The sequence below is a fragment of the Skermanella aerolata KACC 11604 genome (genome assembly GCF_000936425.1).
Taxonomy (GTDB): domain Bacteria; phylum Pseudomonadota; class Alphaproteobacteria; order Azospirillales; family Azospirillaceae; genus Skermanella; species Skermanella aerolata.
In genome coordinates this window covers 69336-81977 of the sequence record NZ_AVFK01000027.1, presented here as the reverse complement: position 1 = coordinate 81977, position 12642 = coordinate 69336, and the positions used below count along the sequence as shown (strand labels likewise).

13 protein-coding genes are annotated in these 12642 nt (G+C 66.9%); 6 read left to right on the top strand and 7 right to left on the bottom strand.

Translation table 11 applies throughout. The features are described 5' to 3' along the window. Positions 1-11 precede the first annotated feature (11 nt). Positions 12-581 (bottom strand): ubiquinol-cytochrome c reductase iron-sulfur subunit, encoded by a 570-nt coding sequence (gene petA / locus N826_RS26270; protein ID WP_044433619.1) that lies wholly within the window; start codon positions 579-581, stop codon positions 12-14. A 289-nt stretch (positions 582-870) separates the two neighbouring features. Here petA and N826_RS26265 point away from each other — a divergent pair, with 289 nt between their 5' ends. Both N826_RS26265 and hemF read left to right on the top strand, forming a co-directional pair. After that, entirely contained in the window at positions 871-1362 is a 492-nt protein-coding gene (locus tag N826_RS26265) for a tRNA (cytidine(34)-2'-O)-methyltransferase (protein WP_084721208.1), read from the top strand. Positions 1363-1380: 18 nt separating this feature from the next. After that, positions 1381-2268 carry an oxygen-dependent coproporphyrinogen oxidase gene (gene hemF / locus N826_RS26260; RefSeq protein WP_044433617.1) on the top strand — a complete coding sequence of 296 codons (888 nt, stop codon included), beginning with the start codon at positions 1381-1383 and terminating at the stop codon, positions 2266-2268. A 3-nt stretch (positions 2269-2271) separates the two neighbouring features. Here hemF and N826_RS26255 read toward each other — a convergent pair whose 3' ends face one another. The 5 genes from N826_RS26255 to N826_RS26235 are packed head-to-tail and all read right to left on the bottom strand — an operon-like array spanning position 2272 to position 5416. Continuing rightward, on the bottom strand, positions 2272-2685 hold the full coding sequence (locus N826_RS26255) for a hypothetical protein (RefSeq protein ID WP_052832082.1): 414 nt from the start codon (positions 2683-2685) through the stop codon (positions 2272-2274). A 16-nt stretch (positions 2686-2701) separates the two neighbouring features. Further along, positions 2702-3865, bottom strand: a complete 1164-nt coding sequence (locus N826_RS26250; protein WP_052832090.1) for a CCA tRNA nucleotidyltransferase — start codon at positions 3863-3865, stop codon at positions 2702-2704. 32 nt (positions 3866-3897) lie between these two features. Beyond that, a complete protein-coding gene (locus N826_RS26245; protein ID WP_044433613.1) occupies positions 3898-4218 on the bottom strand; it encodes a DUF6111 family protein in 321 nt (106 codons plus the stop codon). Beyond that, positions 4218-4838 carry a CoA pyrophosphatase gene (locus N826_RS26240; protein ID WP_052832080.1) on the bottom strand — a complete coding sequence of 207 codons (621 nt, stop codon included), beginning with the start codon at positions 4836-4838 and terminating at the stop codon, positions 4218-4220. Before N826_RS26240 ends, N826_RS26245 begins: the two co-directional genes overlap by 1 nt. An 8-nt stretch (positions 4839-4846) precedes the next feature. Continuing rightward, on the bottom strand, positions 4847-5416 hold the full coding sequence (locus N826_RS26235; protein WP_044433611.1) for a DUF1285 domain-containing protein: 570 nt from the start codon (positions 5414-5416) through the stop codon (positions 4847-4849). A 155-nt stretch (positions 5417-5571) separates the two neighbouring features. Here N826_RS26235 and N826_RS26230 point away from each other — a divergent pair, with 155 nt between their 5' ends. The 4 genes from N826_RS26230 to N826_RS26215 are packed head-to-tail and all read left to right on the top strand — an operon-like array spanning position 5572 to position 12353. Further along, a complete protein-coding gene (locus tag N826_RS26230) occupies positions 5572-6579 on the top strand; it encodes an AAA family ATPase (protein ID WP_044433697.1) in 1008 nt (335 codons plus the stop codon). Between the two features lie 6 nt (positions 6580-6585). Further along, positions 6586-7497, top strand: coding sequence for a DUF58 domain-containing protein (locus N826_RS26225; RefSeq protein ID WP_044433608.1), 912 nt, complete (start codon positions 6586-6588; stop codon positions 7495-7497). 3 nt (positions 7498-7500) lie between these two features. Continuing rightward, entirely contained in the window at positions 7501-10254 is a 2754-nt protein-coding gene (locus tag N826_RS26220; protein WP_044433606.1) for a DUF4159 domain-containing protein, read from the top strand. Then, on the top strand, positions 10254-12353 hold the full coding sequence (locus tag N826_RS26215; protein WP_147040515.1) for a hypothetical protein: 2100 nt from the start codon (positions 10254-10256) through the stop codon (positions 12351-12353). The genes N826_RS26220 and N826_RS26215 overlap by 1 nt, the downstream gene beginning before the upstream one ends. Here the strand turns inward: N826_RS26215 and N826_RS26210 are convergent. After that, positions 12276-12608 carry a hypothetical protein gene (locus N826_RS26210; RefSeq protein ID WP_044433601.1) on the bottom strand — a complete coding sequence of 111 codons (333 nt, stop codon included), beginning with the start codon at positions 12606-12608 and terminating at the stop codon, positions 12276-12278. The genes N826_RS26215 and N826_RS26210 overlap by 78 nt on opposite strands. Between the last annotated feature and the right edge of the window lie 34 nt (positions 12609-12642).

Genomic DNA, 12642 nt, shown 5'->3' with positions numbered 1-12642 from the left:
CAGTTGATCAACTAACCGACGCGAATCGACGTGTCTGTCAGGAACGCATATTCCGGCAGAGCCAGGTTAAGCGGCGCGGGGCCGCGACGGATACGGCCCGCCGTATCGTAGTGGGAGCCATGGCAGGGACAGAACCACCCACCGTAATCACCCTTGGGATCGGTCGATTTCTGACCGAGCGGAACGCAGCCCAGATGCGTGCAGATGCCGACCATGACCAGCCATTGCGGCTGCTGGACACGCGCGCTGTCCGGTGCGGGATCGCGCAGTTCGGCAAGATTGACGGAAGCGGCGGCGGCGATTTCCTCTTCCGTGCGGCGGCGGATGAAGACCGGCTTCCCGCGCCATGTCACGGTGATCGACTGACCGACCTGGATCGGCGACAGATCGACATCGATCTGCGCGAGCGCCAGCGTATCGGCCGCCGGGTTCATGCTGTCGATGAACGGCCATGCTACCGACGCAACTCCGACTGCCGCAACGGCACCGGTCGCGAGATACAGGAAATCGCGACGGGTCGCTCCCTCGCCTTCATGGCCTCCCTGACCGCCGCCACCGGCCGGATGGGTGGTATCCGACATTAGCTTTTCTCTCCTTGGCCCTAGGCAAGCACACTGCCATGCGCTTGCAAACCGGACGGACATTAACAATAGTTTTCGGCTGTGTCTGCTTCGGACCTAACCGAAAACCTCGAGCCCAAAACCTCGACTTATAGGCCGGTATATCCCAGCCGCAGTGGTGAAAGGGATATACCTCTCGAGGGCAGTCAAGGAAAGTCGGACTTCCGGAGACATAGTGTCGCGCTTCGCCGGCTGCGTCGTTTCGCTGAGAGAATGACCCTTGATTTTTGACGCCCCCAACGCTACGCGCGTGCGTTTATCGCTTTACCAGCCCGACATTCCGCAGAATACCGGCGCCATGATGCGGCTGGCAGCCTGCATGGGCGTTCCGCTCGACATCATAGAACCATGCGGATTCATCCTGGACGACCGCCGGCTCAGGCGCGCCGGAATGGATTACATCGATCATCTCGACATGAAACGTCACATTTCCTGGGACCGATTCGCAAGCGGAACGAACCGCGCTGAGTTGAACATAGGCCGGATCGTGCTTCTGACCACCCGGGGGTCCGTCCCCTACCTGGATTTCACCTTCAGGCCGGGCGACGCGTTGCTGATGGGAAGCGAAAGCGCCGGCGTTCCGGATGAAGTGGCCGATGCCGCCGACGCCAGGATCAGGATACCGATGAGGCCGGGACTGCGGTCGCTGAACGTGGCGGTGGCAGCCGCCATGGTGCTGGGCGAGGCGCTGCGCCAAACGGCGTTGCCGCCGGCGGCGTCCGGTGATACTGGAATAGACTGATCGCTTGAAGGACCGACCATGGACCGCACAGTTCCGACCGATGAGCACTCGACCGACCAGCGGAAGGCCCGCGCGGTCGCCTGGTTCGCGGAGTTGCGCGACCGCATCTGCGGCGCGTTCGAAAGCATCGAGGACGAACTGACCGGCACCAACTCCGACATGCCCGCCGGCCGTTTCGAGCGCAAGGAATGGAACCGTCCGGACGCCGAGGGCGGTCATGGCGGCGGCGGCGTCATGTCGATCATGCGAGGCCGCGTGTTCGAGAAGGTCGGAGTCAACATCTCGACCGTTCACGGCTTCTTCAGTCCCGAGTTCCGCAAGAACATGCCGGGAGCGGCGGAGGACGGCCGGTTCTGGGCGGCCGGCATCAGCCTGGTGGCGCATATGCGCTCGCCGCTCGTCCCCGCGGTCCATATGAACACGCGGCATATCGTGACGTCGCTCGGCTGGTTCGGCGGCGGCGCCGACCTGACGCCGATGTTCCCGGCGGAGAGAGACGCAGCCGACTTCCATGCAGCACTCAAGGCGGCGTGCGACTCCCATGGTCCGGACTATTACGAGCGCTTCAAGGAATGGTGCGACCGCTACTTCTACCTGCCGCACCGGGACGAGCCGCGCGGCATTGGCGGCATCTTCTACGACAACCTGGACAGCGGCGACTGGGAAGCGGATTTCGCGTTCACCCGCGATGTCGGGCTGGCGTTCCTGGACGTCTATACCCGCATCGTCCGCCGCCACATGAACGATCCCTGGACGCCCGAGCAGCGCGAGCACCAGTTGGTGCGGCGCGGCCGCTACGTCGAGTTCAACCTTCTTTACGACCGTGGAACGACCTTCGGCTTGAAGACCGGAGGGAACGTGGAAGCGATCCTGATGTCGATGCCGCCGGAGGTGAAGTGGCCCTGAGGTTCAGCCAGCCGCACCCCGCCGGTTCCTGAGCCAACCGAACAAGACAGGTGCCGCCAGTTCCAGCAGCAGGACGACGGACCACGGTTCACCGCGCCAGATCGCATAATTGGCGAGCAGATTGGGCCAGCTTACTCCCATCAGCGCGCGGGCTATCGTTACTTCCAGAGCGACGGACAGCCCCAGCCAGAGAACGCCTGCCAATATCGCGCGGCCCAGCCAGCCGGGGCCGGAAGACAGGCGGGCATGGAGCCATGCGACCAGCAGGATCACGACCGTCGTGGATGCGATGCGGTAGTTGAAGGCGTTCACCCCGCCTATGCGGTCGGCGAGCACGCTGATGGAAAAGGCGGCGTTGCCGAAGACGAAGCCGATCAGGACGACCGCCAGGACGGCGGTGACGATCAGGGAGCGCATGGATGTGTCGCCTCCGTTACGGTTCTCCGGCAAGCCGGGCGTGGAGTTCGCTCAGGCAGTCTTCGCGGGTCGGACGATAGTCCCGATCTTCCCACCAGCGCCCGAGATCCTTCAAGAGCCGGCCGACTTGAGGGCCGCGTGGCACACCGAGTTCCAGCAGGTCGCGGCCCTGGAGCGGAAAACGGGGGTCTTCCCACTGGGCCGCCGCCTGTGCGGCCAAGGCACGGCGTTCGGGATCGTGCAGCAGCACGAGGTCGCGGGCGGTGTCGGGTCCGAAACGATAGAGCAGTTGCCTTGGGTCCAAGCTTGAAACCTGTACTGGCGGCGCCGTCAGCAAGGCAAGCCGATCGGAATCGGCGTTGGACAGGCGCAGCCTCTCCGCCACCCTCAAGGCGCCCGCGCGATCCGTATCCAGCAGGGCGGCAAGGCGGAAAACAGGATCGTCGTGACCGGGTGCGGCGCCCACGGCGAAAACCAGCCGACCGATCGACGTGGCCTCCGGCAGCAGATGCTCCAGGATGCCGTTGTCCAGCATCAGGCGCACCACAGGCACCGGATCGGCAGCGCGCAGCAGGCGGAACACCTCGCCCTGGACGCGCTCGCCGGACAGCTGGGGCAGTTGGGGCGCCAGTCCGATGCAGGCTCGCAAGGCAGCCGGTTCCGGCGGCGTCAGGCCGTAATGGGCCTGGAAGCGGAAGAACCGAAGCAGCCGGAGCACATCCTCGGTTATCCGGGCGGCGGGATCGCCGACGAACCGGACCCGGCCGGCGCGAGCGTCCTCCACCCCGCCGAAAGGATCGTAGAGGGTCCCGTCGATGGTGCAGAACAGGGCATTCATCGTGAAGTCGCGGCGCGACGCGTCGGTCATCCAGTCGTCGGTGAAAGCGACGCGGGCATGGCGACCGAAGGTTTCGACGTCGTGACGCAGGGTCGTGATCTCGTAATGCGCCGGAGCGATGACGGCGGTGACGGTACCGTGGGCGATCCCGGTCGGAATTGCTCTGATTCGCGCGGCTTCCAGCAGCCGCATGACCCGTTCTGGTTCCGCATCGGTCGCGATGTCGATATCCTTGACCGCGCGGCGGAGCAGCGCATCGCGGACGCAGCCGCCGACGAAGCGGGCCTGGGCGCCGTCGGCGGTGACGGCATCGAACACCCGTCGCGTTTCCGCAGCGGCCATGGACGGCGGGAGCTCGATGCTGCCGGCCGGGATCACGGGCGCGGGACCGCAGGTGAGGCAGGATCGGGCGCGGAGGGCGTCGTCTCGCCCTCGATCACTCGGCCGTCGATCAGGCGGGCCGGGTGATAGGTCCCGCTGGTATCGAAGCCGCCGGTCAGCGCCACCGTCACCAGGACGGCGGCGGCGAGAACGACCCCGCCGGTCACCAGCCATGTCCAGGGAGCCCCGGTCCACCAGCTCGCGGGAGCGCCTTCCAGTGCCGCCGTCTTGCGGCGGCCGAACATCGCGTAAGCCATGTAGATCAGGGTCGGCAGCATCAGCGGCAGCACGACCGTCAGCAGATTCTTCAGCATCAGCCGTTCAGGACGTCGACTAGGTTCACCAGCATGCCCGCCGTAGCGCCCCAGATATACCTGTCTTCGTAGGGAAAGACGTAGAAGTAGCGCTGGTTTCCCTGGAACTGCCGCGTCTCCTTCTTGGCCGCCCCTGGCCTCAGGAAGAACTCCAGCGGGACCTCGAAGACTTCGGCCACCTCGAAGGGGTCGGGATTAAGGATGAAAGGGGGCCGGATGAACCCGACGACCGGCGTGATCTCGAAACCCGTGCGCGTGACATAGGTGTCGAGACGGCCGGCCACTTCGACCCGTTCCGGCTCCAGGCCGATCTCTTCCTGGGTTTCCCGCAACGCCGTGGCCACGGCGTCGCGGTCCGCCTGTTCCATCCCGCCGCCGGGAAAGCTGATCTGGCCGGCATGGGCGGCCAGATGGGCCGTGCGCTGGGTGAAGATGATGGTCATCCCACCTTCCCGCTCGACCAGCGGGACCAGCACGGAGGCATGGCGCAGCTTGGCCGGAGCCCCCATGCCTTGGTTGAGGTCGTGATCGCCCCGGACCTTCAAGGTCCGCCCCGGCTGGGTCCGGTTCGCCGTCGCGGCGATGCGCGGCAGCCTGCCGATGATCTGTTCCTTGTTCAATGCCCCGCTCAAAATACCGTCGTGCGACTCATCGGACGCCCCAGAGGAAAAAATGTGCCCTTGCTCCATATTCCGACCTGAACTTCCTCCCCGTCTTCGAGCGTTTCCGCCCGTTCAACCAGTTCGTAGAAGACCGACCGGGTGATGCGGGCTTCCAGATTGTCGCGCACCAGGATATAGGGCCTCGGTTCACCCGTTCCATCACTCTCTTCCACCCGGATCGGATGATCGGGTCCCGCTGAAATTTCGACATCCAGGTTGGTGCGGAAAATCAACTCCTGGTCTTCGCCCTCGCCGCGGACCGTCAGTCCGACCGCGGTAAACGGAACCTCGTCTACTTGTATCCTGCCTCGTTCTGCGGGAGTAACCAACCAGTAATCGCCGGCCTCGTCGCGCCGGAGCACGGTCGAGAACAGCTTCACCAGCTCCATCCGGCGAATCGGGGAACCGTGGTAGTACCAGGTGCCTTCCCGGTCGATCCGGATCTGATATCCTTCGTCGGGCCGCCGGTCGCCGGCCGCGAACAGGCCGGCGGGCGTCTCCGGCACGGGATCGGATGATGACGGCCTATTGGGCATGGGCTTGCTTTCCTCGTTGTGCAGGCGAATTTCCTGTTAATATGACCAGTCGGGTACGCATTTTCGCCATACTGATAAACTAGTTCCTACGTCAGGCCATGCTACCGGGTATCGTACAACCACAGGAGATCCCTGATTTGACCGTTACCGATACGATGCGCCAAGGGTCCCCCGGTGGCGAGAATCCGGCCCAACTGCTGGCCGAGGTAGAAACGCTCGGCGGCCGCCTTACGGTCGTCCGGGACCGCATCGGCCGGATCATCTTCGGCCAGCAGGAAGTCGTGGACCTTACGCTGATCACGCTCTTGGCCGGCGGACACGTGCTGCTGATCGGCGTTCCCGGCCTGGCGAAGACCCGGCTGGTCGAGACGCTGGGCATCGTCCTCGGCATGGACGACAAGCGCATCCAGTGCACGCCTGACCTAATGCCGGCGGATATCCTCGGTTCGGAAGTTTTGGAAGAGGCCGAGAACGGCCGGCGGTCCTTCCGCTTCATTCCGGGTCCGGTCTTTTGCCAGCTCCTGATGGCGGACGAGATCAACCGCGCCAGCCCGCGCACTCAGTCCGCCCTGCTTCAGGCCATGCAGGAACGCCGCGTTTCCGTCGCCGGCCACTACCATCCCCTGCCTCAGCCCTTCCATGTGCTGGCGACCCAGAACCCGCTCGAACAGGAAGGGACGTATCCCTTGCCGGAAGCCCAACTCGACCGCTTCCTGATGCAGGTGGACGTGACCTACCCGGAATACGAGGCGGAACGGCGGATGTTGATCGCCACCACGGGGACGGACGAGGAGCCCGCCGTGGCCGTGCTGAATCCGACCGACCTGATGGCGGCGCAGCGGCTGATCCGGCGCGTCCCCGTGGGTGAAAGCGTGGTGGAAGGCATCCTCGGCCTCGTCCGGTCCGGCCGCCCGGAAAGTTCTGAGCTGGAGGAAGTCCGCAGTCACGTCGCCTGGGGCCCCGGACCGCGCGCCAGTCAGGCGCTGATGATGGCGGCCCGCGCCCGCGCCGTGCTCGACGGGCGGCTGTCACCCTCGCTCGACGACGTGCTGGCGCTGGCCAAGCCCGTGCTCAAGCATCGCATGGCGCTCAACTTCGCAGCCCGCGCCGACGGCATCACGCTCGACGACGTGATCGACCGTTTGTGCGAACCGCTGCGGTAAGCGGGAATGGCGCGCGACCCCATCGGCAAACCGGATCTGGCGGCGACGGCCCTGCGGGCACAGCACCGGTCGGAGGCCTTGGCCGCCCGGCTCCCCCCGCTGCTGGTCGCGGCGGAACGGGTAGCCGCGACCGTCGCACAGGGCGTCCATGGCCGGCGCCGCGTCGGCACCGGAGAAACCTTCTGGCAGTACCGGCGTTATGAAATCGGCGACAGCGCGACGATGATCGACTGGCGCCAGTCGGGAAAGACGCAGCCGGTCTTCGTCCGCGAGAACGAGTGGGAAGCGGCGCAGAGCGTCTGGCTCTGGCACGATTCGTCGTCTTCGATGGACTATCGATCCGTCCAGGGACTGCCGACCAAGAAGGAACGGGCGGAACTGCTGATCATGGCACTGGCGGTGCTTCTGGTCCGGGGCGGCGAAAGGGTGGCGCTGCTGGGGAGCGGCTTGCCACCATCGGGAAACAAGGTGACCCTGAACCGGCTCGCCATGAGGATACTGGAAGACACCCTGCCGAAGGACGGCCTGCCGCGCGTCGAACCCCTGCCCCGTCATGCCCAGGTCGTGCTGATCGGCGACCTGCTGTCGCCGCTGCCCGACATCCACAAGACCGTCGCGGCACTGAGCGGCCGCGGTCTGCGCGGACACCTCGTGCAGATCCTCGACCCCGCCGAGGAGACCCTGCCGTTCGACGGCCGGGTCGAGTTCGAGGGGATGGAAGGCGAGGACGAACTGCTGATCCCGCGCGTCGAAGCCGTCCGGCAGGCCTATATGGAAAGACTGGAAGCCCATCGCGACGGCTTGGCGGCACTGGCCCGCGCCGCCGGTTGGAGCTTCGTCACGCACAGGACGGACCGGCCGCCGCAAACCGCCCTTCTCGCTCTCTACGGGGCAATCGCCCAGGAACCGACGAGCTGAACCATGCTGGGACTGGGACCGATAGCCTTCGCAGTACCTTGGATCCTCGGAGCCCTGATCGTCCTGCCGGTCCTCTGGTGGCTGCTGAGACTGACGCCGCCAAGCCCAAGGATCGTCCAGTTCCCGGCGATCCGCCTGCTCCGCGATCTGGTCGCGCGGGAAGAGACGCCGGCGCGGACGCCGCTTTGGCTGCTGATAATGCGGATCATCCTGGCGGCACTGGTGATCCTGGCGCTGGCGCAACCGCTGCTCAACCCGCGCGCCGGCTTGCCCGGCAGCGGCCCGATCGTCATGGTGGTGGACAACGGCTGGGGCGCCGGACGCGACTGGCCGGCGCGGCAGCGGACCATGGCCGATCTGGTCGATCAGGCCGAACGCGGCAACCGCGACCTGATCGTCGTGGCGACCGCCCCCGACGCCGCCGGCGAGAAGCCGCGGCCAAGCAACCTGATGCGCCCCGCCGATGCGCGGCGCATCACCCAGTCGCTGGCGCCGATGCCGTGGCCGACCGACCGCGCTGCCGTGCTGGAAGCGCTGCGGGGGCTTCAGGTCCAGGGATCGGCCCATACGGTCTGGCTGTCGGACGGCTTGTCCGATGCAGCCGCCCAGCCGCTGGCTGCCAGGCTCCAGCAGATGGGGGGCGTGGAAATCCTGATGGACGGCGCCGACCGGCTGCCCAACTTGCTGCTTCCCCCGGCGACCGAAGGGACCGATCTGGTGGCGACCGTCAAGCGGGCGGACACGACCCTGCCGACACCCGTTACCGTTCGCGCCATGGCCGACGACGGCCGCTTGCTGGCACGCCAGGGTGCCGCCTTCGCGCCCGGCGCGGACACTCAGGAAATCCGCCTTGCCTTGCCGGTCGAGTTGCGGAACGAGGTGGTCCGGATGTCGATCGAAGGCGAACAGACCGCCGGCGCCACGGTGCTGCTGGACGAACGCTGGCGCCGCCGCCCGGTCGGGCTGGTTTCCGGCAGGCCGGAGGGAGAGAACCAGCCGCTCCTCAGCGACCTGTATTATCTGGAGCGGGCGCTGTCCCCCTTCAGCGAGATCCGGCGCGGCACCGTGCTGGACCTGATGAGCCGGGACCTGTCGGTCCTGATCCTGGCGGATATCGGGGCGCTGACGGACACCGAGGCGACCGCCGTCGAGACCTGGGTCGAGCGCGGCGGCGTGCTGGTCCGCTTCGCCGGCCCCCGGCTGGCGCAGCATACCGACCATCTGGTGCCGGTGCGGCTCAGGCTGGGCGACAGGACGCTGGGCGGCGCGCTGTCGTGGTCGGAGCCGGCCAAACTGGCGGCTTTCCCGCCGTCGAGCCCGTTCGCCGGAATGCACATTCCGCCCGACGTGCTGGTGGACCGGCAGGTCCTGGCCGAACCGTCGATCGACCTGCCGGACAAGACATGGGCCAGACTGGCCGACGGCACTCCGCTGGTGACGGCGGAGAACCGAGAGGAAGGGAAGATCGTGCTGGTCCACACCACGGCCAACCCTGACTGGTCCAATCTGGCGCTGTCCGGTCTTTTCGTGGATATGCTGCGGCGGATCACCGCCTTGAGCGAGGGAGTTTCCGGCGACATGCAGGCAACCACCTTTGCGCCGATCGAGGTGCTGGACGGGCGCGGTCAGCTGGTGCCGCCGCCCGCCACCGTCTTTCCGATCCCCGGCAACGCTTTCCGTCCCGATGCGCTTGGCCCGCGCCATCCTCCCGGCTTCTACGGGACCGAGGAGGCCCGGCGGGCGCTCAACCTGACATCGCTAGTGACCAGGATCGAGCCGCTGCGGCGCCTGCCGGCCGGCGTCGCCCAAGGGACCTATGCCGCTCGGGGCGAGGTGGACCTGAAGCCCTGGCTGCTGGGAATGGCGATGGCGCTGGCGATCGCCGATCTGTTCGTGGCGATGGTGTTGCGGGGGCTGCTTGGAAACTTCCGGTTCGGACGGGGACGGCGCAGGGCGGCGGTCACCGCGGCGGCCGTGCTGCTGGCGGCAGGGACCGTGGCGGCTTGGCCGGGCGGCGCCCGGGCCGCCGGCGACGACTTCGCGCTCAAGGCCAGCGGCGAGACTTACCTCGCCTATGTGGTCACGGGGGACCGCACGCTGGACGATACGACCAAGGCGGGACTGGAAGGGCTCAGCGAAGTCCTGAACCGGCGTACCGCCGTCGAGACCGCCGGCGCCATGGCGGTCGATCCTGAACAGGACGAACTGGCCTTCTTTCCCCTGCTTTACTGGGCGATCTCGCCGTCTCAGCCGGACCTGAGCGACGCGGCGCGGGTCAAGCTCAACATGTTCCTCCGCAACGGCGGGACGATCCTGTTCGACACGCGGGACCGGCAGTTCGGCGCGGGATCGGCGCTGACGGGCGGCGGTCCCGGATCGCAGCGGCTCCGCCAGCTGGTCGACGGGCTGGACGTGCCGGCGCTGGCGCCGGTCCCGCCGGAGCATGTGCTGACCAAGGCGTTCTATCTGCTTCAGGACTTCCCAGGACGCTACAGCGGCGGCGACGTCTGGGTGGAGGCGCAGGAGGGCCGTCACAATGACGGCGTGTCCTCCGTCATCATCGGCGCCGCCGACTGGGCCGGCGCCTGGGCGGTGGACGAGAGCGGCAGGCCCCGCAACGCCGTCGTTCCCGGCGGCGAGCGTCAGCGGGAAATGGCCTATCGGTTCGGGGTCAATCTGGTGATGTACGCACTGACCGGCAACTACAAGGCCGATCAGGTCCATGTGCCCGCCATTCTGGAAAGGCTTGGGCAATGATGGGTGGACTGGACGGCACCGCGATAGAGTTTTCACCTCTGCTGCCGTGGGTGGTTCTGATCCCGCTTTTCGTATTGGCCGCCGCCGCCGTACTGGTGGCGCTGATACGGCGCGCAAGCGGTACGGCTTGGCGCATGCTCGGTCTTGCGGCGCTGGCGGTGGCTCTGCTCAACCCGTCGCTGGTCCAGGAGGACCGCCAGCCGATCAAGGACGTCGCCGTGCTGGTGGTCGACGAATCGCCCAGCCAGAACATCGGCGAGCGCCGCGCCCGGACGGAACGCGCGCTGGGCGACGTTCAGGAACGGCTCGCCCGCTTCCCGGACCTGGAAGTACGCGTCGTCAGGACGAGCGGAGCCGAGGGCGGCGTCGGCGGCGCCATCGAGGAAACAAAGCTGTTCGAGGTGCTGGACCGCGCCTTGTCGGACCTGCCGCGACGTCGGATGGCCGGAGCGGTGTTCATCACGGACGGACAGGTCCATGACGTGCCGGGAGAGGGCAAGGGGCTGGGCGACCTCGGCCCGATCCACACGCTCCTGACCGGAGAGCACGACGAAGCGGATCGCCGCCTCGCCGTGGTCAAGGCGCCGAGCTTCGGTCTAGTCGGCAAGCCCGTGACGGTGACGGTGCGGGTGGAGGACATGCCCGGCAACCAGTCGCCCGACGCCGTCGTGAACATCCGGCAGGATGGCGGCGCGCCGAGGCCGTTCCGGGTGCCCGTCGGGCGCGACATGCCGCTGGAATTCACGCTGGATCATGGCGGCCAGAACGTCTTCGAGATGGAGGTGGCAGCGGCCCCGCAAGAGCTGACGCTGGCCAACAACAAGGCGGCCGTCGTCATCAGCGGCGTCCGCGACCGCCTGCGGGTGCTGCTGGTTTCCGGCGAGCCCCATGCGGGCGAGCGTACGTGGCGCAACCTGCTGAAGGCCGATCCGGGCGTCGATCTGGTCCACTTCACGATCCTGCGTCCACCGGAGAAGCAGGACGGCACGCCGATCCGCGAGCTGTCGCTGATCGCCTTCCCGATCCGCGAGCTGTTCGAGATCAAGTTGGACGAATTCGACCTGATCATCTTCGACCGCTACCGGCGGCGCGGCGTGCTGCCCCAGCTCTACCTGAGCAACATCGCGAACTACGTCGAGAACGGCGGCGCCTTGCTGGAAGCGGGCGGTGCGAGCTTCTCCAACTCCATGAGCCTGTACCGGACGCCGCTGGGCGCCGTGCTGCCGGGCGAGCCGACCGGGGAAGTGATCGAGCAGCCGTTCAAGCCGATGGTCACCGAGCTTGGCCGCCGGCATCCCGTTACGTCGGGGCTTCCCGGCGACGTGCAGCCGGGAGCGCCGGCCGGAACCGAGCCGGGCTGGGGCCGCTGGTTCCGTCAACTGGACGTGACTCCGCTTCAGGGCAGCGTGGTGATGGAAGGCGTGGCGGGCCGCCCGCTGATGATCCTGAACCGGGTGGGAGAAGGCCGCGTGGCGCAGATCGCCAGCGACCAGCTCTGGCTGTGGTCGCGCGGCTACGAGGGCGGCGGGCCGCAGGCCGAACTGCTCCGCCGGCTTGCCCATTGGCTGATGAAGGAGCCGGAGCTTGAGGAGAACGACCTTCGCGCCAAGGTCGAAGGCAACCGCATCACGATCGAGCGGCGAAGCCTGGAACCTGACCCGCGCGCGGTCGAACTGACCAGCCCGTCCAACGACGTGCGCGGCGTCGACCTGACCGAGGACGGCAACGGTCTGGCGACCGCGTCGCTGCTGGCGACGGAACCCGGCATCTACCGGATCAGCGACGGAGAACGGACGGCGCTTGCCGTGGTCGGCGCCGTCAACCCGCCGGAACTGGCCGATGTCCGCACCACCGGCGACCGCATGGAACTGGCGGCTGCCGTGAGCGGCGGCGGCATCCACTGGCTGGCCGACGGCGATATCGACATCAGGCGCACCCGCCCCGACCGCGACCAGACCGGACGGAACTGGATCGGGCTGCGGTCCAACGGCGACTATGTCGTGACCGGCGTCAGCGAGGCGTCACTGCTGCCGGCGGGGCTGGTCGTATTGCTGGTTGTCGGAGCCCTGCTGGCGGCCTGGAGACGGGAGGGGCGGTAGGACGGTCGAACGGGGGCGATCCGACGGATCGTCCTCCTCCTGGTACCAGTCCGGGTCTTCCTCCCCCTTCGCTTCCAACTCGTCGGCATCGTCGGGAAACCCCTGGGCGTACCAGTCTTCCACCATGATTCCACGTGATGGCGGTTCCTGATATGCCGGCGGTTGCGGCGACTGCATCAAGGCGAGGCCGAGCATGGACAATCCCCAGATGCTCACGCCCGCAAGCCACGCGCCGATGATCTCGTTGGTTTTCACAGCTTCGTTCCATAGACGACGTCAGGCTGATTAA

Coding starts and splice junctions, on each gene's coding strand:
- petA (WP_044433619.1), bottom strand. CDS start 581: ATGTCGGATACCACCCATCCGGCCGGTGGCGGCGGTCAGGGAGGCCAT.
- hemF (WP_044433617.1), top strand. CDS start 1,381: ATGGACCGCACAGTTCCGACCGATGAGCACTCGACCGACCAGCGGAAG.
- N826_RS26255 (WP_052832082.1), bottom strand. CDS start 2,685: ATGCGCTCCCTGATCGTCACCGCCGTCCTGGCGGTCGTCCTGATCGGC.
- N826_RS26250 (WP_052832090.1), bottom strand. CDS start 3,865: ATGGCCGCTGCGGAAACGCGACGGGTGTTCGATGCCGTCACCGCCGAC.
- N826_RS26245 (WP_044433613.1), bottom strand. CDS start 4,218: ATGCTGAAGAATCTGCTGACGGTCGTGCTGCCGCTGATGCTGCCGACC.
- N826_RS26235 (WP_044433611.1), bottom strand. CDS start 5,416: ATGCCCAATAGGCCGTCATCATCCGATCCCGTGCCGGAGACGCCCGCC.
- N826_RS26230 (WP_044433697.1), top strand. CDS start 5,572: ATGCGCCAAGGGTCCCCCGGTGGCGAGAATCCGGCCCAACTGCTGGCC.
- N826_RS26225 (WP_044433608.1), top strand. CDS start 6,586: ATGGCGCGCGACCCCATCGGCAAACCGGATCTGGCGGCGACGGCCCTG.
- N826_RS26220 (WP_044433606.1), top strand. CDS start 7,501: ATGCTGGGACTGGGACCGATAGCCTTCGCAGTACCTTGGATCCTCGGA.
- N826_RS26215 (WP_147040515.1), top strand. CDS start 10,254: ATGGGTGGACTGGACGGCACCGCGATAGAGTTTTCACCTCTGCTGCCG.